The sequence below is a fragment of the Alphaproteobacteria bacterium genome (assembly GCA_035625915.1).
Classification (GTDB): Bacteria; Pseudomonadota; Alphaproteobacteria; order JACZXZ01; family JACZXZ01; genus DATDHA01.
The window spans coordinates 1-21,105 of record DASPOR010000018.1; the positions used below are offsets into that span (position 1 = coordinate 1).

Sequence of the window (21,105 nt, forward strand, 5' to 3'; positions counted from 1 at the left end):
CCGCGATCGAAGTGAAGCCACTCAGGGCCGCGAAGACGACCATCCAACGCATCGGCCTACCATATCCGGCCGCCCGAGCTGCGGCAATTAGGCGCGCTGGATTTTGGCGAATCACGCGTATAAGGGCCAAACCTCCTCGAACGGGCCGGGCTCACCATGAAGCACAATTGGACGTCATACCTACCGCTCGCCTTCATCGTCGTGACGATTCTCGGCCTCATGGCCGTGGGACTCGCCTACTCCTGACGCCCGCCCCTAAAGTGCTGCGGCCGCGGCTGGGCCGCAGGATCGCTTGACACGCCTGGGCCCCTTCCCCGCAAGCTATTCATTTCATCCGGTCGATCGTGAGTCGTGGCGCACCATGCCTCGGCCGGAAGGGGAGGGTATCGGATTTGCGGGTGCGGTTTCTCGGCAGCGGTGACGCGTTCGGCAGCGGCGGGCGTTTCAATACGTGCATCATGCTCGATTCGGAGGAGGGGGGATATCTGGTCGATTGCGGTGCGACCTCCCTCGTCGCCATGCGCCGCTTCGGCGTCGATCCCAATCGCATCCGCGCGGTTTTCATCAGCCATCTTCACGGCGATCACTTCGGCGGCTTGCCGTTCCTCATTCTGGATGGCCAGCTCGTCAGCCGACGCGTAGCCCCCCTTACGGTCGCCGGGCCGCCGGGCCTCGGTAATCGGATAAAGGCCGCATTGGAGGTGTTTTTTCCGGGTTCATCGAAGGTCAACCGCCAATTCCCGGTCGAAGTCATCGAGCTGACGCCGGGAGCGAGGGCGCTCGTGGCCGGCATCGCGGTCACCCCATACGAGGTCAGGCACCCGAGCGGGGCGACACCCTTCGCCCTTCGCCTCGAGCTCGGTGGGAGGATCGTCACCTACACCGGCGACACGGAATGGACCGACGCACTCATCCCGGCGGCGCGCGGGGCCGATCTTTTGATTGCGGAGGCGTATTTCTTTGAAAAGCCGGTCAAGTTCCATTTGAGCTACGCCGACATCCGTGACCGTGTTGGCGAGCTTGCCGCGAAGCGCATCATCCTCACCCATGCGAGTGCGGATATGCTCGCAAGGTCGGACGAAGTGCGGCACGAAATGGCCGAGGACGGCAAGGCGGTCGAGATTTGAAAGCCGATCTTGAGGACCGGCTGGACCGTAGCTCGCGAAGCGAGCGAAGGCTGGTGGGCCCGGGTAGACTCGAACTACCGACCTCCCGCTTATCAGGCGAGCGCTCTAACCAGGCTGAGCTACGGGCCCCTTCGAAAGGGCTGTTGCTAGACCAAGGACGGCTAGAGTGTCAAGCAATCCGCTACTGCCCATGGCGGGCGCGTCCCCGACGCTTTGGCCCCGGGGACGCGCATGTTCGCTTAATACACCATTACTCCGTCGGGTTGAGCGCTCTTCAGCCGTGCCGGTCTCGATGCAGGTCGCGCAGGTCATGGCGCAGATCGACGCGATCATGGTGGATATCACGCCGGTCGAAACGAATATCTCGGCTGTCGTGTCGAATGTCGGTTATCTCGCGCCGTGCCGCACCATAGCGATCGTGCGAAACGTCGAAGCGCAGATCGCGGCGGTCGCCGCGGAGGTCGGCGCGATCATGGCGCAAATCGGCGCGGTCGTGACCGAGATCGACGCGGTCGTGATGAATGTCCCGGCGATCCTGCCGGATGTCGTTGGCCATCGCCGGTGCGGCGAGTGCAAACGTCGTCGCGAGTGCTGCTGTTGCCGCGAGTGCGCGGAAGGCGAGTGCAAGATTACGGGTCATGATAGGTCTCCAAAGGAAGCCGTGTTGTTCAATACGCCACGTAAGAGGCGCTGGATCACCTCACCGCCGATCAGCGCCAGCCGTAGTAGTAGTGGTAGTGTGGCGGTGGCGCGTAGAGCGGCTCCACGACGCAGCCGGAAACGGCTGCGAGCAGAACGAGCGAGCCGACGATCCGCGCCAAGGTCGAAGTGCGCTTCAGCGATGAAGGGGTCGTCATTGTCCTCTCCGTACACGGGACCTTGCTTCGATTTCGGGAGGTCAACCTCCACCCGATGGACGCTCGGCTCGTCGCGCGGTCCCGATCGTGAGCAGCCGGAACGTCCTAAATCGATATACGCAAGATCGGAGAAAACAGAACGGTACCGTAGCGTTTTTTCAAGAATATTTCCCATGCTATTGCTAAAAAACGATTTTTCGCCTCTGCTGTGAGGCCCGACGATATTTTGAGCGTCGGCCGCTACCGCATTTTGCCAGCCCTCATGGCGAACGGGACGGGCCGATCGTTGTCACTGATTGCCAATCGCACGATGCTGGCAATGCTGGACAGGCTGGTAACCTAGGGCTATGTCAGGCGGTCGAAATCGCGGTTTTCAGGGAATTTCCAAGCCATGACGGGGCCGAATAGCGCTCAAGCCTCCAAGAAGCCGTATCCGGAGGTCGATTCCAACCCCAACCTCCCGATGCTCGAGGAAGAGATTCTCGCGTTTTGGAAACGGGAACGCATTTTCGAGCGCTCGATCGAACTGCGGCCTGCCAAGGTCGGTCGAAACACGAACGACTTCGTGTTCTACGACGGCCCTCCCTTCGCAAACGGTTTGCCCCACTACGGCCATCTCGTGACCGGGTTCGTGAAGGACATCGTGCCGCGCTACCAGACCATGCGCGGACATAGGGTTGAGCGCCGTTTCGGCTGGGACTGCCACGGCCTGCCGGCGGAGCTGCAATCGGAGAAGGAGCTTGGTATTTCCGGCCGCCCGGCGATCCTCCAATACGGAATCGCGCGTTTCAACGACCATTGCCGGAAATCGGTGCTTCAGTTCACTGAGGAGTGGCAGAGGTATGTCACGCGGCAAGCGCGCTGGGTCGATTTCGAGCATGACTACAAGACGCTCGATCTCACCTACATGGAAAGCGTCATGTGGGCGATCAAGACGCTTTGGGAGAAGGGCCTGATCTACGAGGGCCACCGCGTCGTCGCCTATTCCTGGGCGATCCAGTCCCCGCTCTCGAATTTCGAGACGCGCATGGACAATTCCTATCGCGAGCGGCAAGACCCGGCGGTCACCGTCGCCTTTACCCTCGATCCCCTGCCGGGCGAGGACAAGACGACGAAGGTGCTGGCCTGGACGACGACGCCCTGGACGCTTCCCTCCAATCTGGCGCTTGCGGTTGGTGCCGATATCGATTACGCGGTTTTCGAAGAGGGCGACGTTCGTTATTTGATCGGTGCTGCGGCCGTCGAGAAGTACGAGAAGCAGCTCGCGAATGCGGTGCGCGTGGGCACGATCAAGGGTCGCGAACTCGTGGGGCGAACCTACCGCCCGCTCTTTCCGTTCTTCGCGTCGACTCCCAACGCGTTCCGCGTTTTTGCGGGCGATTTCGTGAGCGTGGAGGATGGGACCGGGGTCGTGCACATGGCGCCCGGCTTCGGCGAGGACGATTTGGCGCTATGCCAGGCGAATGGCATCCCGGTGGTGGTACCGGTCGATGCGACCGGAAAATTTACGAGCGAAGTTCCGCCCTACCAGGGCCAGCTCGTTTTCGACGCCAACAAGCAGATCATCCAGGACTTGAAGAAGATGGGTGTTCTGGTCCGCCACGACACAATCGTGCACAACTATCCCCACTGCTATCGCACGGACACCCCGCTCATCTACCGGGCGATCAATGCGTGGTTTCTCAAGGTGACCGAGTTCCGCGATCGGATGGTGGAGCTCAACAAGGGAATCAGTTGGATTCCGAGTCACATCCGCGACGGGTTGTTCGGCAACTGGCTCGAGAATGCGCGCGACTGGAACATCAGCCGCAATCGCTTCTGGGGCGCCCCGATCCCGGTTTGGAAGAGCGACGATCCTCGATATCCGCGCATGGACGTCTACGGCTCGCTCGACGAGATCGAACGGGATTTCGGCGTCCGCCCTACCGATCTCCACCGCCCGGGGATCGATGCGCTGGTGCGCCCCAACCCGGACGACCCGACCGGCAAGAGCATGATGCGCAGGGTCGAAGACGTTCTCGATTGCTGGTTCGAGTCGGGCTCGATGCCATTCGCCCAGGTCCACTATCCCTTCGAGAACAAGGAATGGTTCGAGAGCCATTTCCCCGGCGATTTCATCGTCGAATATGTCGGGCAGACGAGGGGTTGGTTCTACACCCTCATGGTGCTTTCGACGGCCCTCTTCGACCGCGCGCCATTCCGCACTTGCGTGTGCCATGGCGTCGTGCTCGACGAAAATCGCCAGAAGCTCTCGAAGCGGCTGCGGAATTACCCGGACCCGATCGACGTCTTCAATACCCACGGCGCTGACGCGCTTCGCTGGTACATGGTGTCCTCGCCACTCCTCGCAGGCGGGGACCTCGCGATGCCGAAGGATGGCCGCGCCATCGGCGAGGTGCAGCGCCAGGTCCTCAAACCGATCTGGAACGCATATTATTTCTTCTCGCTCTATGCGAATGCCGACGGCATCAAGGCGGAGGCGAGGACCGACGCGCAAGGTGTCCTCGATCGCTACATCCTCGCGAAGACGAGAGTCCTCGTCGAAGATATGCAGCGCCGAATGGACACTTACGACATTCCCGGCGCTTGCGAGCTCGTCACCCGCTTCATCGACGCGCTCAATAACTGGTATATCCGCCGAAGCCGGGAGCGTTTTTGGCGTGGCGAGAAGGATCGCGACAAGATCGAGGCCTACAATACGCTCTACGCCGTCCTGACGGCACTCGTGCGGGCGCTGGCGCCGCTCGTCCCCTATTTGAGCGAAGCGATTTATCGCGGCCTCACCGGCGAGACCAGCGTGCATTTGGCCGATTGGCCCGACGTCAGCCGTTTTCCGGCGGAGCGCGAGCTGGTCGAGACGATGGACACTGTGCGCGAAATCTGCTCGGCCGCCCTCTCGATCCGCGAGGCCAACAATCTCCGGGTCCGACTGCCGCTTTCGGAGCTGGTCGTGGCAATGCCAAAGGTCGATCGGCTCACGCCTTACCGCTACCTGATCGAGGACGAGGTCAACGTCAAGAAGGCTGAATTCTCCGCCGATCTTTCGAAGTTCGGCACGCTCGAGCTCCACGTCAATCCGAGGATTGGGGCGCGCATCGGCAAGGCAATGAAGGATGTGCTGGCGGCGGCGAAATCGGGTGCCTGGGCGCAGAATCCGGATGGCACCGTCACCGTGGCGGATCGGGTTTTGTCGGGGGATGACTTTGCACTTCGCCTGCGCGTTCCCGAGGGGCTCGCGGCACAGTCGTTGCGCGGGGAGGGTGCGGTGATCCTCAACGTCACCGTAACCCAGCCGCTCAAGGATGAAGGGTTGGCCCGCGATCTCGTCCGGCTCATTCAGATGACGCGCAAGGAAGCCGGCCTTCACATCTCCGACCGGATCGAGCTCGGCATAGCGCTGCCGCCGGAGTTCGCGGCCGCCATCGAACATCACCGCAAATTCATTTGCGAGGAAACCCTGGCACTCGCGCTAAAACCCGCGATCGATGGGGAAGGTGATTTCCGTTTGGAGCATGAGCTCGACGGGAAGGCGGTCACGATCGGATTGCGCCGGGTTGCGGCCTGATCGGAATTGAAGTTCCTGATCGCGGATGCCACCGAAATGCCAGGAACTTCAAATCCACTACACTAGGCGTTATCGGCGGCCGCGCGCACGAGCTTCAGGAGCAGCTCCCGCATGGGCGTGTTGCCGATTCGGGCATAGGCGCGCGCGAGCTCGAGGGTTTCACGCTTGAACCAGACGCGCTCTTCCACCGGATTTTTTCGCGCTTTTCGCCGCTCGGTACCCAACCCTTCGAAAAAATAGCCCGGCGGAACGGCCAGCACCTGCGCAAACTGAAATAGCCGGCTCGCGCCAATTCGGTTCGATCCGCGTTCGTATTTCTGCACCTGCTGGAAGGTGATATTCACGGAATTTGCAAGCTCGGTCTGGCTCATACCAAGCATCGTGCGTCGCACTCGAAGCCGCCGGCCCACGTGCCTGTCGACGCTTGTGGCCTTTTTGCGTTCCTTGAGGTCGATGCCGCGAGGCATGGGCCTTCTCCCCAGGTTCTTTGGCCGGCCGCGTGCATTGCGCCTGCGCGTAAGAATGCCGACAGGTCTTATATTAGTGCTTTTTTGTTTTTATCGCTATTGTAGCGAGAGTGAAGGATGCGAGCGACGGGAGGTCGGTTTTGATCGATGGTGGAACGCAGGTCTCGGGTCGGTGGCAACCGAGATGTGGGATCCGCCGCGCCGATGAAGAGGGCGTGCTCCATCATGCATCTTTACTTCTTGGCTCACTCGGTTCATCAAGGTGAGGATACGGGCGAAAGCATGCGTACCGTGGTCTCCGTGACAATTCAGGGAGTGCACTGATATGGCGAAAACCGCTTCGAGGAAAAAGAAGCCGGCCAGGGGCAAGGCTTCAAAGACCACCAAGGCGAAGAAGCCAGCTCGCAAGATGACCGCACGTAAATCGACCGCCAGGAAATCGATGGCCCGCAAGCCGGCGGCAAAGAAGGCGAAGAAGACAGGCGTTAGGGCCAAATCGGCGAAGCGCAAGAGCGCCCCAAAGAAAGTCGTGGCAAAGAAGGCGGCCCCCAAGAAGACGGCCGCCAAGAAGGTCAGTCCGGTTGTAAAGCCCGCAGCACCGGCGAGGGCGGCAGTGACCGCACCGGCACCCGCGGCTCCACCTCGCCCGGCGCCAAGCACCTCGTTCGGGTCGAGCCCAGCGCCGCGTCCGGCACCGGCGTCACCCGCGCCAGCGGCCCATCAACCGGCAAGCCCACCCCACAGCACGCCAGCATCCGGCCCGGGATCGACAAGCGGTGGCTCGTCACCGGGGGCAGGGTCGGCGTCGAGCACGGGGCCTGCTCCATGGCCAGGCTTCACGCGCAGCTAGTGCGGCGAATTTCGGATACAAAGCCGCTCGAGCAATACGTTGAATTTAATGTGGTCTTCGGATTTGAAGTTCCTAGACGGATACTAGGAACTTCAAATCCACCGCACTAGTGCGAGTGTCGCGGCACCCCTTTGGTTTCGGCGATGCGTTGGTATTCGACTGCGAAGTCCAGGCACATTCCGGTCTGAAGCTGGCCGACCGACTTGCGGAAAAACTCTTGCCAGGGCGTTTGGTTGTCGAGGACCGGCGGCTTGAACGCCTTTCTCCGGCGCGCCAATTCGTCATCGGAGATCAGCATATCGGCACGCCGCTTTTTGAGGTCGATGCGTACTTTGTCGCCGGTCTGAAGCAGCGCCAACCCGCCGCCTATGGCCGCCTCGGGGGAGGCATTGAGGATCGAGGGACTGTGAGATGTGCCGCTTTGGCGTCCGTCGCCGACGCACGGAAGCATGGTCACGCCCTCTTTGACGAGACGATCCGGCGGTAGCATGTTGACGACCTCGGCCGCACCGGGATAGCCGATGGGTCCGCAATAGCGCACGAAAAGGATCGCGTTCTCGTCGATCGGCAAGGCAGGATCGTTCACGCGGGCGTGATAGTCCTCCGGCCCGTCGAAGACGATTGCGACACCTTCGAAAGCGCCTTCGTCTCCCCGGCGCTCGAGGAAGCGCTTGCGGAATGCGGGTGCGATCACGCTTGTCTTCATGATCGCCGACTCGAAAAGATTGCCTTTGAGGACGACGAAACCGGCTTTGTCCTTGAGCGGCTCACGGTAGGGTCGGATCACGTCCCGGTCGCCGGCCGCGGCGTTCTTGACGTTTTCGCCCATTCCCTTCCCGGTGACTGTCAATGCGTCGGCGTGAAGCTTGCCCGCTTCCAGGAGTTCGCGCATTACCGCGGGCACGCCGCCGGCGCGGTGAAACCCCTCCCCGAGGTGCTTTCCCGCCGGCATCATATTGACGAGGAGCGGGATGTCGTAGCCGATCCGGTCCCAGTCCTCGACCTTGAGATCGACGCCCATGTGGCGCGCGACCGCATTGATGTGGGGAGGGCAATTAGTCGAGGCGCCAAGGGCGGAGGCGGCAACGATGGCGTTCTCGAATGCCTTCCGCGTCAATATCTTCGACGGCCGCAGATCCTCATGCACCATGCCGACAACGCGCTTGCCTGTCTCGTAGGCCATTTGGCCGCGTTCGCGATAGGGTGCTGGGATCGCCGAGCATCCGGGGAGCGACATGCCAAGTGCTTCGGCGAGCGCATTCATTGAGCTTGCCGTACCCATTGTGTTGCAGTGGCCGATGCTGGTCGCGGACGCGGCGACTTTTTCGATGAATTCCTCGTAGTCGATCTTGCCTGCGGCAAGTTCCGCCCGCGCGTTCCACACGACCATGCCGGAGCCGACAAGCTCGCCCTTGTAATAGCCATCGAGCATCGGCCCGCCCGAACTGACGATCGCCGGAATATCGACGGTCGCTGCCGCCATGAGGCACGCGGGCGTCGTCTTGTCGCACCCGGTCGTCAGCACCACGCCATCGATCGGGTAGCCATAAAGGACCTCGACGAGGGAAAGATACGCGAGGTTGCGGTCGAGAGACGCCGTCGGCCGTTTGCCCGTCTCCTGTATGGGGTGGCAGGGAAACTCGATGGGAATGCCGCCTGCATCACGCACACCGGCGCGCACGCGCTCAGCCAAGGCGATATGGTGACGATTGCAGGGCGAGAGGTCGCTACCCGTCTGCGCTATGCCGATGATGGGACGGCCGGAGCGCAACTCTTTCGGCGTCAAGCCGAAGTTGAGATAGCGTTCGATATAAAGCGCCGTCATTCCAGGGTTGTGAACATCGTCGAACCATTCCTGGCTTCGCAATCGGCTCTTCGAAGGCCCATCGGACATTGCTTTCCCCTTCCTCCCCTCGTCCTCCTCGTTCGGCCGCGGCGGAAATGAAAGTGCGCTCAGCGGCGGGTGCAACCCTAACACCTGATGCGCGCGAGGTGAAGCGAAGCCGACGGGAATCAACTGACATCGCGCCGTCCCCAATTAGGAAACATCGTCGGCTTGTCGATTGGCTTGCGCGATACTATTTCAAATGCCTCACGTCATCACCTCTCGCGCCACTTTCCATCAGCAAAGCGCCCTGGATCCCTAATCGCAGCAAGATTCAGTGAAATTTTTGGCACTGCAATTCCGTCTATAGCGTGCCAGGCGTTGACATTGGGGGCGTCGCCTCCAGGAGGGACCATGATTCCCGATAAGGCATATCTTGCTCATGAAAGGCACAATTCGGATTGGGCCGAACGGTTCGTCAAGGTGCGGAACGCGACGGACGCTCTCGCGAGAAATCTGCTGCCGGAAGATCAGACGATTCAGTCGATGCCGGATGTCAGTCCAACGAAGTGGCATCGGGCTCACGTCACCTGGTTCTTCGAAACCTTTCTCCTCGTTCCCCATCTGCCGTCGTACCGGATTTTTGCGCCCGAGTTCGGCTACATCTTCAATTCCTACTACCAGGCCGTCGGTCCGCGGCATCCTCGACCGCAGCGCGGCCTGCTGTCGCGACCGAGTGTCGCCGAAATCACTTCCTATCGAAATTACGTGACCGAGGCGATGCTTCGGTTGATCGACGAAGCGGGGGAGGAGGCTTGCGAGACGCTCATGCCGCTCCTCGAGCTTGGCATCAACCACGAGGAGCAGCACCAAGAGCTTATCCTCATGGACATCAAGCACGTGTTCTCGGTCAACCCGCTACGGCCGGCCTACGCTGAAGGCCACGCGTCGCCGGGCGTCGAAATCAAGACAATCGCACTCGACTGGCAAGAGTTCCCGGGTGGGATTGCCGAAATCGGCCATAGAGGGCGCGGCAGCTTCGCATTCGACAACGAAACGCCCCGACACAAGGTCTGGCTCGAACCCTATCGGCTGGCCTGTCGCCTCGTGACGTGCGGCGAATACCTCGCCTTTATCGAGGACGGCGGCTATTGCCGTCCCGAGCTTTGGCTATCCGACGGTTGGGCTTCGGTCGAGGCACAAGGATGGCAAGCGCCACTTTATTGGGAGCGTGGGGGCGACGGTCAATGGTCGGTCTTCACGCTCACGGGATTGGGGCCGCTGGCTTTGGCGGAACCGGTCTGCCACGTGAGCTATTACGAAGCCGACGCATATGCGCGCTGGGCCGGCAAACGTCTCCCGACCGAATCGGAATGGGAACAGGCGGCTCTCGCAGCCGACGGCGGCACAAAGCACGGCATGCTTCACCCACAACCGGTGCTAAGCAGACGCGCCGGGCTCAGCCAAATGTTCGGCGAGGTGTGGCAGTGGACCTCGAGTTCCTATTCGCCCTATCCGGGATTTCGCGCGCCTGCCGGAGCGATCGGCGAATACAACGGCAAGTTCATGAGCGGGCAAATGGCGCTTCGCGGTAGCGCGGCCGTGACCCCACCCGGCCATTCGCGCGCCAGCTATCGAAATTTCTTCCCGCCCATGGCCCGCTGGGCGTTCAGCGGAATCCGGCTTGCAGAGGACATGTAATGCCCAAAGACAATCGTGCTCGGTTTCTCGATCTCGCACCCGTCGAGGAGAGTTTCCGCGACGCCGTCCTTTCCGGTCTCTCGCGTCGAGAAAAGGCGATTCCGTGCAAGTTTCTCTACGACGAGCGCGGCTCGGCCCTCTTCGATGCGATCTGCGAGTTGCCGGAATACTATCTGACTCGCACGGAAACACACATTCTCGGAAAATTCGCCGGTGAGATCGCCGCACGGATCGGGCGGCGCTGTCAGCTCCTCGAATTTGGCAGCGGTGCGAGCCGCAAGGTGCGCCTCTTGCTGGCGGCTCTCGAGGATCCCGGCGCCTATTTTGCGATCGATGTCTCGTGCGAGCTTTTGCGGCAGGCAACCGCCAAGATTGCAAAAGACTTTCCGACCCTCGAGACGCTTGGCGTTTGCGCGGATTTCATCGAGCCAACTCGATTACCGCCACTGCCATTCGAGGCAAACGGCAAGCGCGTGATCTTCTTTCCGGGCTCGACCATCGGCAATCTTACGCCCGAGGACGCGATGAGGTTCCTCCGCGGCTGCCGGCGCATCGTGAGAGCGGGGGACGGGATGCTCGTCGGCGTCGATCTCAAGAAAGACACAATCCTGCTCGAGCGCGCCTACAACGATTCATCCGGCGTCACGGCCGCGTTCATCCTCAATCTTCTCACGCGCGCCAATCGCGAGCTCGGGGCGAATTTCCATACCTCGCGCTTTGACTACCAGTCGCACTACAATGACCGAGCCGGCCGCGTCGAGATGTATATCCGCAGCATCGCCGATCAAGTCGTGACCGTTGCCGGCCGACAGATTATCTTCACCGCCGGCGAGCGTATTCACGCCGAGAATTCCTACAAGTACGAGATCGGCGAATTTCAGGCGCTCGCCGCGCGCTCGGGTTTTGGCGCCCAGGCGTGCTGGCGCGACGACGACGACTTCTTCAGCGTGCATTATTTGCGCGCGGAATAGCGGACCCGCCGGCTGCGCGTAGCTTTCGATGCGGGTGTAAGCGTTCGATGTCAGGCGGTCTGCTGCATCCAGACCTGGACGATCGACTTGAGATGACCAACAATCGAATGGAGCACGCGATCGACGGTGGTTCGCACGCCATCGTCGTCGCAGAACTCGACGCCAGCACCTTTGCGGTCCGAGCGCACGATGCGTACGTGAAGTTCGCCGAAGTCGGGCACGTCGAGTCGAAGCAGATCGCCCGTGCGTATATTGGCGAGGAAGACCTCGTCGTCGAAGCGCAAGTAGGCGCCGCCGAGTGACACATTCGGGATGAAGCATGCAATCTTTTCGTTGGACCCGGGTGCGGTCACGAACCCGAACCTTTCGCTATCGAACCGGAAATGCCTTCTGGTGAAATTTATCCCCATTGTATTGCCCTTCGACCCACCGTTACCGTCAGCCATTTACGATCATGCACTCGCCACTCGCGGTTGAAGCTCGCGGCGTCCGATCATGCCGTGCGAAATCTGGCTCAAGAAGTGTTCGAGATCGCCCGGGCAGACTTCCTCACATTCCTCGGCCACGCGCCGAAGCACCGTCTCCGCGTGCTCAAGCGTCCAGGCGCTGAACAGTCCCATCTTGATTGTGTGCTGCGCCCTGACCGCCGCCCGGAATGCCCGCATGAGGGGCGGCGGCAATTGCGCCTTCTCGTAGATCGCTTTGAACCCGAGCGGCCCGGCGTCGTGAATGAGGACTACCGCGCTTTCGATTGGCGTTTCTGCCAAGTGCGCCATCGCCGCCTCGAAGAAGACGCTATCCCCCGCGCATATGGCGCGCATCAGGAGCGTAGGCGTGAGACGCCCCCGCGCGCAAAGGCGTGCGGCGAGATCGCTGGCGGCGATCGAACCGGTGAACGCGTTGACGGTCCTTATAAGCGCACCCTCCTTGGCCTGAAGGGCAAGCTCATCCGCCAGTTCCCGGGGCAGGGCGTGTTTCTCGACAAGGCGCTCGCGCAGGGCAGTGGAGACCGATTGGATGATCCGCTCGGTGACCGACAAGGGAAGGCATGGCCGCTCGACAATCAGGCTTTGAACCTGCTCGCGGCTGCCGAAGCGATCCATGATCTTGTGGAGCGAGCGTTCCGACACCGCCGCACGCTCGTTCGCGAGCAGGATCGTGACCACTTGGTCGTTCTCTGCGGCCACAAGCGCTTCCGATACCTCTTCGCTCACCCCCTCGCGGGCCGCGATGGCCATCTGCTTGGGACCGCTGCCGCCCTCGATCACCCGTAACAGATCGTCGTCCGTCAACGCGGGTGAGTAGCGGATAAAGGGTATGGAAATCGCCTCGACGTCGTCCGAAATCGTGCGGCAGAGAGAGGGCGGGAGGAAACTGCAGCTCAGCACATGGGCCGCAAGCGCGGAACGTACGCCCTGCTCGACGTCCTTTGCCAATTTGACGAGGATTGCGGCGGCGATTTCCCGTTCATGCCAGGTCAAGGCGCCGTTCGAATACGTATTGGCAATGCGTTCCGCCGCCTCCGTTCGCACCTGAGCCGAAGGGTCGTCGGCGATGCGGTCGCGCAGATCGGTCAGCGTCTCAAGGGCAGTGCTGCCTTTGGACACATCTCCGTCCTCGAGCGTTCCGGAAAACGAAGCAAGCTCCACGTAAGTCCAGGTCCCCAATCCCTGCCAATACGAGTAGAAATTCAACTTTGGACCACATGATTGAAGAAATGGTTAACGTGGCTTAATGTGTCGCCCGCCTGCGGTTCCGCGAAATATAGTTTCCGGCGTGGCAACGGGTCGTGGATCCTGGGCGTTTGGCGTGTCGTCAGCTCAATAGAATCGGACGCCAAGCTCAGTATTCTTCCGCCACACCACCTCGCAATTTCGCAGCGCGCTGTACTGTATCTTGAGGACGAATTCCTCGGGACAGATCATGATATCGGCAGGCTTGATGCGCGCCCCGCCCTCGGTCAGGTCGAGCACCAAGCAGTCCATCATGCAGCTGTTGCCGCTATAGATGATCTTGCCGTGCCGCAAGGTTCGTTCGCGTTTTTCGCGCCGGCGTTCGTCGGTTTTCTGTTCCTGGACGACGGAATGACCGGCGTGATCGACAACGTTGAGCTGAAGGGCAATCATCTCCTGGAGAACGGCGTCGGCGATCGTACGAGCCGCCGCCTCTGTGACCAGGGGGCTGCCCCGCTTTATGGCGGCGGCTATGAGACCCGCGAGGGCATGCCTATCCATCGCACGGGAGCCTCGCGAATTTTGCTTTAGCCGCACATGGCTGGAAAACGTCCCTAAATGCCGATCTCGGCGCCCCCAATTGACGCGGCATCGTGGCGGTTCGGGTTAGAGCTGTACGCTCGCTCGCTGGCATTTCCGTTCAAGCGGTCTCCAAAATAACGTCCGAGCGGTTTTGCTCGCGCACGGAGGAATCGTGCGGAGAAAGCTGAACGGACGCCAGAAGTGCCGTGACTTCCCCCCGAGCGGCAATATGCGACATCGTCAATTTGACTTCCGTGCCGGGCTCGCGCAGGTCGAGCACGGTGAGTCCGGAAAGGAAGGCTTCGCGATAGATCACCCTCTCGGCCAACCCGGGTCCGATGGCAAACTCCAATTCCAGCGACAGACGATCCAAAACCTCGGCCATTCTTCGCTTGTTTCGAGAATCGATGTTCGACAGACGATTGCGCAGGACGACCCAGGAGAACGGGTAGCCTGCCCTTTCCATCCGTTGCGCCCTCGCCGCCGCCACCATCTCGGAAAAGCGGTTAGGCCCGACGATCTCGTATGTCTCGGGATGAACGATCGCGAGACCGTCGAGATCCAGGAAGCTATCGTTGATTGGGGTGATCAGGGTATCGCTGAGGGCAAGCGCAAGTCGCGCGCAACCGGGGTCGCCACCTGGCGTGTCGACGACGACATAGTCGTGGGCCTCCGCCAGACGAGTGCGCACGGCAGCGAAATCGATCGAGTCCACGCACTCAGGTACCACGATGTGATTGGCGGGCATCGGCAATGCGACACCGTGGGCCTTGCAGAAGGCGCGGCGATTCTCGAGATAGCGCGTCAATGATCGCTGGCGTGCGTCGAGATCGAGGGTGGCCACCGAATATCCCGACCGCAACAGCGCGATTGCCAGATGCATCGCCAAGGTCGATTTTCCGGAACCACCCTTTTCGTTGCCAACCACCACGACGTGGGCACTCTGGCCCGGTTGCCGACGCGCCAGCGTCGCAGCGGGGGTGGGGCTTGCTTTGGGTTCGATTTCCAGGCTTGGTTGCGGATTTGGTTTCACAGCACTGATTGGACTGGACGCGGTCGCGACCGGATTGAGGGCGGGCGGCGTCGCCGGCGATGTGTCCTTTCGCGACGCTCCGGTCTTCAGCCGGGCCTGGCGTCGGCGGATCGAGATCCTCGCGGCAAGGAATTCCGCGAGATGCCATCGCCACTCGGCGTCGAGGATGAATTTCAGGCCGACGTTGTTTCCTCGCGAATAGACGACAGTTGCGGCAAAGTCGCCAAGGATTGGAACCTTGATCTCGAGCGTTTCTCCGGCCTTCGGGGGATTAGCGATTGCGACCAGCGCACCGCCGCCGGAAATATCCTTGAGGGTGCAGGCACTTTCCACACCGTTCAAGACAATCGTGGCCGGCCATGCGACCTGCCAGCGGGGAAACTCGCGCCGCTCCGCGAGAGACGCCGATTGGGCCGATGGGGATTTGGCCGAAGCCGATACCGCGTGCAGATGTTTTTCAAGATACGCCCATAGTTCGGATACGATCGGTTTGACGGCATCTTGCGCGTTGCTTTCCGAAGCGCCTCGATCCGTCGCGAGTACGTCGGCGAAGGCGCTTGCGCGCGGCACCGCAACGGGCGCCAATGTACCGTGCTGAACAAGCGCCATGGCGACCGTGGCATTGACGCCTTTGCCCATGCTCGCACCATTGATCACGAACACGGATCGCCGCGCGCTATTCTCGGCAAGCTCGACCGTGGTGCCGATCGATCGCAAACCGTCTTTCGATGCAATGACCGGCATGACGATCAAGTCCGCCGCGGACATTGCGGCTTCGATCGCTCGCGTCGGCAACGCAGGCGCATCGACAATCGCAAAGGCAACGTGTTCCTGGCGCAAGCTGTCCAGATCCTGCACAAGTCGCGATGGGTCGCTCGGAACATAGCGCACGTCGGCGAGCCGGTTGGCGCATGCGAGTTGCTTGAGCGGGCTATCTGTTTCCAAATCGACGAGTGCAATCGGCGCTTGCGCGCACACTTGCGCATGGCGCGCGAGGCAAGCGGCCAGCGTGGTCTTTCCGACGCCTTTGTTCGCCGAAACGAAGGACAAAACAAACATGGTGGCGTCCGCCTAAAAATTACATCGTCGTTTCCGCGCACAAATTGTAATCGCCGTGCACCGTCGATCCGGTATGTCGCGGCGATATCACGCTATAGCCAAGAGTTATTGCCATCCAATTAACGTAAATTCCCCCTCCGCACCCCTGCGAGTCGCCAATATTATTGTGATTTCAGAGCGATATGCTCCTCCGGCGATGGGGGTGTCCGCCTGCGCGGGTGCTGTGTGCGCTGCGTCGACAACTGCGAAGCGAGATGTCATTACCGGATTTGCAGTCGAATTATCCGAGTCGAATTTTGAAATTCCTGCCGTTTCCAAGCGTTGCGACCCGCTCTCGACGGCGTCAAAAAATATTCACCGACCATTAAGAAATCGCGCGTGCTTTGGTGCCGGAATGTTCCGAGTCCGTACGCCGCAGTCCACTTTATGTCACTCGCGCATAGCGCTCCGCCATGCCATAGGTGACATCGACATTGCTAGTCGATCTATTGCGCTGCGGTCGATCCAGAAAAGAGCAAAAGGGCGGCCCGAGTGGAAGGCGGTGTGATGATCTACCGCGTATCGTCGTGGGTCATCTTGAGCGCGGTGTTAGTGGCGCTCCTCAAATTGGTCGGGCTCTAGTCGGAATCCCATCCGGCAGCCGGACATTAAGGGTACGCAGCGGCGTGGCCGGGGGCATGGGCCACCGCCCTTGAGTTGTTCATTCCGTCAGCAACATCGTGTCGAGATCGAGGCCCAGTCGAGGGGCGATCATGGGCTGTTCCGGCCGGTTCGTTCTTGGTGGTTCGAGAAAGCCGATTGCACTCGCCAGCTGAGTCGGAATCGTGTTTGCGCCGGGTGTCGGAAGGGCCGCGACGGCGGGAAGCGTTTGAGCAGAACGCGGAAGGGCTGCGGAACGTTGCGGTTCGTCGAGCGTGAGAATCGCAACGGCGATCGAACTCTTCGTCGTCCGATCAGCGGGGATTTTGGCACTCGCGGCGGTCGAAGAAGAAAAGCTCGCCAAGGGCGGGGCAATACTCACGCGGTTCGCGTCATTCGATGTCGCGGCCAGCAGCACGGTGTTTGCTTGTTCGGCTTTGTCGGCCGATCCGTAAAAATCAGCCGGCATATCGACACGATCCGTGTGGCGGTTGGAGGTCCCGGCTTCGGCGAGAAAACGATCCTGCGCCTGCTTCTGCTGGGGCGAGTAGTCGCGACAGATGGCATCGCCACCGATGACGCGGAACATTGAGCAATCCTCTCCCATGACATTCGATAGCGCCATGTCGCTCATCGATTTGCCTTCGACGCCATAGGAGAATGCATCGAAAGAGTATGATGCGACGGAGACCACAATCGGTATCGCGCAGCCGCCGAGCGGTATCGAGGCGCACAAGATCGCGACGGAAATAATGAAGAGTCCCCGACAGGTCATCCGAGCCCCTTTTTTGCTCGGATGCATTTCGGGGCTAAACACCTTTATATTTCCCTAACCCCATTGCGATCCGCGGGGCGTGTGGTTCACGCAATTTAACCTCGCTGGCGAAACAACTCAGCGAGCGTAGTGTAAATAGGCCGTCGAGGTCTATTCACAAGTATTGGATGATGCTTCACTATTTGGCTATTTCTCGTGTTCGTTAATATATTATTTGAATTTTACGATATTTTCACGCCACTAACATTAACGCGGTCGCGCCGGAGGATTCTCGGAATAACCGTGCTCGGCGGTCGCACGTCCGTCATTCTCTCCGCGAGAAGCGAGGGGTGAGGCCAAGCATGCTTCGGGGTCGCGGCGGTCAGCGGACGAGCAAGGCCTCGATCGCAACGAGGCTCTCTCGCGCCAACTGGGGGAGCCGCTCCATGATGTCCGAGGCCGCGTGAAGCTTCCCGTCCGCGATCGCTTCTTCGAGTTCGGCCGCGAGTGCGCCGAGCTTGCGCGCACCGAAGGTTTGGGAGCTGCTTTTCAAGGAGTGGGCGTCGCGCCCGAGAAGGCTTAAATCGTTCCGTGCCAGAGCCTGCACCATGCGCTCGATCCGGGGGCGGGTCTCCTCGATATAGGCTTCGACAAGATGCCTGAGCGTGTCGCGGCTGGTATCGGATTCAAGCTGCTCCAAAACCGCCGAATCGACAATGTCCGATTCCGGGGAGTCCGACGTGCCCATCGTATCCGACCCCTCAATGTACGAGGCATGATCGACTCGACAATGCCCGCGCATTATAAGGGGATTTCGAGGTTTTCGCGCGTGCTTGCTCGGCGGGCTCCGCACTCGAAGCAGGGAAATCGGACGGGAACGGGAATTTTCCGCCGCTCTCCGGGGTTATATTCCTCGCGTTCCTAACGGAGGGCGGTGCCATCGGTCGGTCAAATCTTTGTGACATGCCATCGTCCTTGACCTGTGGCGTAATAGATTAATGCGTGACACGAAGCCGATTTGCCCGCTGGAGAAGATCGGGCCTCGGCTCGAACCGGAGGGAGACGAATATGCGCTCAGCGCTTGGATTTTGCGTTGCGGCTTTGGGATCAGCCATCATTCTGGCAGCCGGAAGCGGTGCTTGGGCCATGGGTGGCGGCGGGACGAGCAGCACGAGTTCGACCACGTCGCCGAAAGACGCGGATTACACGGCCGCGGAGCAGGCGGTGAAGGCCCAGAACTTCAACGCCGCAATACCGCTGTTGCAGAAGGTCGTCCAGCGCGATCCCAAGAACGCGGACGCATGGAATTATCTCGGTTTCTCGAACCGCAAGCTCGGAAACTTTCCGGAAGCGCTCGCGGACTATGAAAAGGCACTTGCAATCGATCCCGACCATCTCGGGGCCAACGAATATCTCGGCGAGCTTTACCTGCAAACGGGCGATATGCCCAAGGCCGAGGAGCGGCTCGCCAAGCTCGACAAGCTTTGCACCTTCGGCTGCGAGGAATATCGCACGCTGAAGGCTGCTATCGACGCCAAGAAGAACGGATAGGACTTTTCGTTGCGTGTGCGGCAACTGACTCAGGCGCAAGTGGTGGCTCGCGCCTGAGGTTTTTTGTCACTTGCGGTGTTGTTGCGGGCACTCGGCAGGTATGAGGTGAGATGTCTGCCTAGGCCATTAAAAATATTATATAATACCATTGATATATCTATTGATTGGTTGTGATCGCAACGGTGCCGCGACGTTACAGAATAGTTGCGAGGGACGTTGTTCGACCGATGTCCTCCGGCGGCAATAGTCAGCCCGCACTTCCATGTCCTTGTAATGATTTCGTCCTCGCGTAGGGCCAGGTCTCAATCTAAGACCCGCTCGATCCTAACAACGACAAAGTGAAAATTTCCCACGTTTTTGAAACCGGCATCGCTTGAGCGGACAGCGATGGCCCGGTCTCCGTTCGTGATGCGCGAGGACGACGGCGCGCGACCGAGCTTTGTCTCCAACAAGAACGACGCGTTGCTTTTGCACCACGTTGTGTCTGCTGGAGCGACGCACAAAACGCGACGGGTTTTTCATCGTGAACGATCATCGCAGATGCGCCGGGGAGATGGTTAACCGAGGTGACCCGGCGTTCTTTCGGGCATTGCGAGGGCGTTGGCGATCACCAAGATGGCGAGAGGCTCTTGCCGGCCCCGGACCATGATCTGGTGGCGTTCGAAGCCTTCATTGCCGACGCCGGCAAAGCGAGCGACTTCTTCCGAGATGACCAGCTCGGCTTGGTAGTCCTTGGTTATGGATTCGAGGCGGCTTGCGATGTTGACGGCGTCGCCGATCGCCGTGAGCGCAATCGCGCGCGCGTAGCCCATTTCGCCTACGATCGCCGGCCCGACATGGATGCCGATTCCGATCCGCAGAGGCTCAGGCAAATCGTGCGCCAATGTCCGATTAAGCTCGCCGAGTTGCTCGGCCATCGCACGCGCTGCCCGTAGCGCGCTGCGGCAGGCCGATCCGGGATCGTCATCGATTCCGAAAAGCGCCATGACGCCGTCACCGATGAACTTGTCCACTTTGCCGCCGGATCGCTCGATGGCGTTACCCATGGCGCTGAAATACCGATTGAGCACGAACACGACGTCGTAGGGAAGTTTGCGCTCGGCAAATTTGGTGAAGGCGCGGAGATCGGCGAACAGTATTGCTATGACGCGCTCCTCGCCCTCGAGGTGCCTTGGACGACCGTAGGCGTCGCGCGCCGTCGCCGTCGGCGGTAGGAGTGGGGTCACGCTGAGATTGCCAACCGGCCGAAGCTGGCACGCCAGACGCACGCCCGGTGGTGCCCCGACACGTTGCAGGACCCGGATCTCGGCGGGACTCGGCAGCGGCTGATCGTCAAGCCCGCTATTGACCCGCACCCTGCAAGTCGAACAGCGGCCGCGCCCGCCGCACACCGAAGCATGCGGGATGCCGGCCGCCCGGCTGATTTCAAGAAGCGTCAATCCCGGCGGCATTTGAACGCTCCGACCGCCGGGATAGCTGACTCGCACCAAGCCTCGCCGCCGCTCGATCTGAGCGCGGATAATTCGCGCAAGGAGGATCGCCGCAAGGATCGCGACAAAGGCATAGCGGAAGGCAACCAGCAACTGACCGATGGATTCGACAGCGCTCTGCCCTGGAAAATTGACCGCTTTCATCGCCAGTGCTAAGCGATCCGGGTACTCTGCGGCGAGACGGGCGATCTCGCGCCCGCCCTGCACGAAGCCGAGGATGGCGAGTAGCGGCACAAGGAGGGCTCCGGCATAAAGAAGGGGTGCGGCCCTCGGATACCACGGCTTGATGCGCAGCCAAAAATGAAGCCCAATGCAACCGTGAAGCCAGGCAATGAGCAGCATCGCCACTTGCATGACGCCGAGCATCGGCGCCAGTTTCCACACCACCAGTTCGACGTAAAAGTAATTATCCGTAAGGTCGAAAAGTTCGTGGGCGAGTCGGGTGCCCAGGATGTGCTCGATGAGAAGCAGCGGAATCGTGAGCCCGAGGAGAAGCTGGGCTGCCTCCCAACCGGACATCTTGAGCGAGCGACGCTGATAGAGCCGACTGAGAGCAAGAGTCACGTGGACGAGAAGCGCACCGTAGAGCACTGTCGTGCCGACCGCGTTGCGCCATATGAGCAGGAACCATTGGCGCCCCTCTTCTTGTGCCGCGAGAGAGATCAGCCCGAGTGCGTGATTGAGAAGATGCGTCAGCACATAGGCGAAGAGGATGAGCCCGGCAGTGCTCAGGAGCCGCCGTTGAATACGACCCGATCGGGAGGAGACCGCCTCGGTGCCGCCCACCGGTTCTGCGGTTGCCTGAGCGGCACTATTCATTGCTGTCCGGAAGTGCGATGAGTGCTTGGATCGTCATTGCAACTTACGAAGGTACCGGATCAGGACCCGGCCGACAATTGACCGCTTTGTCACGATTGAGTGAGTTCTGTTTGCGCGGAGTGCCGGGTGACGCCCGTGCTTG

At 60.6% G+C, this 21,105-nt stretch carries 17 protein-coding genes and 1 tRNA gene; 5 read left to right on the forward strand and 13 right to left on the reverse strand.

Annotated elements, in window-relative coordinates; all coding sequences use genetic code 11:
- The first annotated feature begins 392 nt into the window (after positions 1-392).
- Entirely contained in the window at positions 393-1,127 is a 735-nt protein-coding gene (locus VEJ16_01720; GenBank protein HYB08371.1) for an MBL fold metallo-hydrolase, read from the forward strand.
- Between the two features lie 51 nt (positions 1,128-1,178).
- On the opposite strand, the gene VEJ16_01725 is transcribed toward VEJ16_01720, so the two are convergent.
- The 3 genes from VEJ16_01725 to VEJ16_01735 all read right to left on the reverse strand — a co-directional run bounded on the left by VEJ16_01725 (position 1,179) and on the right by VEJ16_01735 (position 1,984).
- Positions 1,179-1,256 (reverse strand) — tRNA-Ile (locus VEJ16_01725).
- Positions 1,257-1,401: 145 nt separating this feature from the next.
- A complete protein-coding gene (locus VEJ16_01730; GenBank protein ID HYB08372.1) occupies positions 1,402-1,767 on the reverse strand; it encodes a hypothetical protein in 366 nt (121 codons plus the stop codon).
- A 70-nt stretch (positions 1,768-1,837) separates the two neighbouring features.
- Positions 1,838-1,984, reverse strand: a complete 147-nt coding sequence (locus VEJ16_01735; GenBank protein ID HYB08373.1) for a hypothetical protein — start codon at positions 1,982-1,984, stop codon at positions 1,838-1,840.
- A gap of 391 nt (positions 1,985-2,375) precedes the next feature.
- Here VEJ16_01735 and ileS point away from each other — a divergent pair, with 391 nt between their 5' ends.
- On the forward strand, positions 2,376-5,549 hold the full coding sequence (gene ileS / locus VEJ16_01740) for an isoleucine--tRNA ligase (GenBank protein ID HYB08374.1): 3,174 nt from the start codon (positions 2,376-2,378) through the stop codon (positions 5,547-5,549).
- 62 nt (positions 5,550-5,611) lie between these two features.
- Here the strand turns inward: ileS and VEJ16_01745 are convergent, their stop codons facing one another.
- The 3 genes from VEJ16_01745 to VEJ16_01755 all read right to left on the reverse strand — a co-directional run bounded on the left by VEJ16_01745 (position 5,612) and on the right by VEJ16_01755 (position 8,760).
- Positions 5,612-6,016 carry a helix-turn-helix transcriptional regulator gene (locus VEJ16_01745; GenBank protein HYB08375.1) on the reverse strand — a complete coding sequence of 135 codons (405 nt, stop codon included), beginning with the start codon at positions 6,014-6,016 and terminating at the stop codon, positions 5,612-5,614.
- Between the two features lie 96 nt (positions 6,017-6,112).
- Entirely contained in the window at positions 6,113-6,583 is a 471-nt protein-coding gene (locus VEJ16_01750; protein HYB08376.1) for a hypothetical protein, read from the reverse strand.
- Between the two features lie 389 nt (positions 6,584-6,972).
- On the reverse strand, positions 6,973-8,760 hold the full coding sequence (locus tag VEJ16_01755; GenBank protein HYB08377.1) for an IlvD/Edd family dehydratase: 1,788 nt from the start codon (positions 8,758-8,760) through the stop codon (positions 6,973-6,975).
- A gap of 345 nt (positions 8,761-9,105) precedes the next feature.
- On the opposite strand from VEJ16_01755, the gene egtB reads away from it, so the two are divergent.
- Together egtB and egtD are read left to right on the forward strand one after the other, a co-directional pair.
- Positions 9,106-10,392, forward strand: a complete 1,287-nt coding sequence (gene egtB, locus VEJ16_01760) for an ergothioneine biosynthesis protein EgtB (GenBank protein ID HYB08378.1) — start codon at positions 9,106-9,108, stop codon at positions 10,390-10,392.
- Positions 10,392-11,363, forward strand: a complete 972-nt coding sequence (gene egtD / locus VEJ16_01765; protein HYB08379.1) for an L-histidine N(alpha)-methyltransferase — start codon at positions 10,392-10,394, stop codon at positions 11,361-11,363. Before egtB ends, egtD begins: the two co-directional genes overlap by 1 nt.
- A 50-nt stretch (positions 11,364-11,413) precedes the next feature.
- Here the strand turns inward: egtD and VEJ16_01770 are convergent, their stop codons facing one another.
- The 6 genes from VEJ16_01770 to VEJ16_01795 all read right to left on the reverse strand — a co-directional run bounded on the left by VEJ16_01770 (position 11,414) and on the right by VEJ16_01795 (position 17,851).
- Positions 11,414-11,809 carry a PilZ domain-containing protein gene (locus tag VEJ16_01770; protein HYB08380.1) on the reverse strand — a complete coding sequence of 132 codons (396 nt, stop codon included), beginning with the start codon at positions 11,807-11,809 and terminating at the stop codon, positions 11,414-11,416.
- Positions 11,810-11,815: 6 nt separating this feature from the next.
- The gene (locus tag VEJ16_01775; GenBank protein HYB08381.1) at positions 11,816-13,057 is read right to left on the reverse strand and encodes a DUF2336 domain-containing protein; all 1,242 of its coding nucleotides are present in this window, start codon (positions 13,055-13,057) and stop codon (positions 11,816-11,818) included.
- A 126-nt stretch (positions 13,058-13,183) separates the two neighbouring features.
- The gene (locus VEJ16_01780) at positions 13,184-13,597 is read right to left on the reverse strand and encodes a hypothetical protein (GenBank protein ID HYB08382.1); all 414 of its coding nucleotides are present in this window, start codon (positions 13,595-13,597) and stop codon (positions 13,184-13,186) included.
- Positions 13,598-13,736: 139 nt separating this feature from the next.
- A complete protein-coding gene (locus VEJ16_01785; GenBank protein HYB08383.1) occupies positions 13,737-15,710 on the reverse strand; it encodes a division plane positioning ATPase MipZ in 1,974 nt (657 codons plus the stop codon).
- Positions 15,711-16,410: 700 nt separating this feature from the next.
- The gene (locus tag VEJ16_01790) at positions 16,411-17,124 is read right to left on the reverse strand and encodes a hypothetical protein (GenBank protein HYB08384.1); all 714 of its coding nucleotides are present in this window, start codon (positions 17,122-17,124) and stop codon (positions 16,411-16,413) included.
- A gap of 361 nt (positions 17,125-17,485) precedes the next feature.
- The gene (locus VEJ16_01795; GenBank protein HYB08385.1) at positions 17,486-17,851 is read right to left on the reverse strand and encodes an Hpt domain-containing protein; all 366 of its coding nucleotides are present in this window, start codon (positions 17,849-17,851) and stop codon (positions 17,486-17,488) included.
- A gap of 320 nt (positions 17,852-18,171) precedes the next feature.
- Here VEJ16_01795 and VEJ16_01800 point away from each other — a divergent pair, with 320 nt between their 5' ends.
- On the forward strand, positions 18,172-18,654 hold the full coding sequence (locus VEJ16_01800) for a tetratricopeptide repeat protein (protein HYB08386.1): 483 nt from the start codon (positions 18,172-18,174) through the stop codon (positions 18,652-18,654).
- A 557-nt stretch (positions 18,655-19,211) separates the two neighbouring features.
- Here the strand turns inward: VEJ16_01800 and VEJ16_01805 are convergent.
- Positions 19,212-20,963: an adenylate/guanylate cyclase domain-containing protein gene (locus tag VEJ16_01805; GenBank protein ID HYB08387.1), complete on the reverse strand. Its 1,752-nt coding sequence runs from the start codon at positions 20,961-20,963 to the stop codon at positions 19,212-19,214.
- Positions 20,964-21,105 lie beyond the last annotated feature (142 nt).

What these genes read in the sequence shown, in the direction of transcription:
- VEJ16_01800 (HYB08386.1), top strand. Translation starts at nt 18,172, where the DNA reads ATGCGCTCAGCGCTTGGATTTTGCGTTGCGGCTTTGGGATCAGCCATC.
- egtD (HYB08379.1), top strand. Translation starts at nt 10,392, where the DNA reads ATGCCCAAAGACAATCGTGCTCGGTTTCTCGATCTCGCACCCGTCGAG.
- ileS (HYB08374.1), top strand. Translation starts at nt 2,376, where the DNA reads ATGACGGGGCCGAATAGCGCTCAAGCCTCCAAGAAGCCGTATCCGGAG.
- VEJ16_01770 (HYB08380.1), bottom strand. Translation starts at nt 11,809, where the DNA reads ATGGCTGACGGTAACGGTGGGTCGAAGGGCAATACAATGGGGATAAAT.
- VEJ16_01730 (HYB08372.1), bottom strand. Translation starts at nt 1,767, where the DNA reads ATGACCCGTAATCTTGCACTCGCCTTCCGCGCACTCGCGGCAACAGCA.
- VEJ16_01735 (HYB08373.1), bottom strand. Translation starts at nt 1,984, where the DNA reads ATGACGACCCCTTCATCGCTGAAGCGCACTTCGACCTTGGCGCGGATC.
- VEJ16_01780 (HYB08382.1), bottom strand. Translation starts at nt 13,597, where the DNA reads ATGGATAGGCATGCCCTCGCGGGTCTCATAGCCGCCGCCATAAAGCGG.
- VEJ16_01805 (HYB08387.1), bottom strand. Translation starts at nt 20,963, where the DNA reads ATGAATAGTGCCGCTCAGGCAACCGCAGAACCGGTGGGCGGCACCGAG.
- VEJ16_01755 (HYB08377.1), bottom strand. Translation starts at nt 8,760, where the DNA reads ATGTCCGATGGGCCTTCGAAGAGCCGATTGCGAAGCCAGGAATGGTTC.
- VEJ16_01795 (HYB08385.1), bottom strand. Translation starts at nt 17,851, where the DNA reads ATGGGCACGTCGGACTCCCCGGAATCGGACATTGTCGATTCGGCGGTT.
- egtB (HYB08378.1), top strand. Translation starts at nt 9,106, where the DNA reads ATGATTCCCGATAAGGCATATCTTGCTCATGAAAGGCACAATTCGGAT.
- VEJ16_01790 (HYB08384.1), bottom strand. Translation starts at nt 17,124, where the DNA reads ATGACCTGTCGGGGACTCTTCATTATTTCCGTCGCGATCTTGTGCGCC.
- VEJ16_01785 (HYB08383.1), bottom strand. Translation starts at nt 15,710, where the DNA reads ATGTTTGTTTTGTCCTTCGTTTCGGCGAACAAAGGCGTCGGAAAGACC.
- VEJ16_01745 (HYB08375.1), bottom strand. Translation starts at nt 6,016, where the DNA reads ATGCCTCGCGGCATCGACCTCAAGGAACGCAAAAAGGCCACAAGCGTC.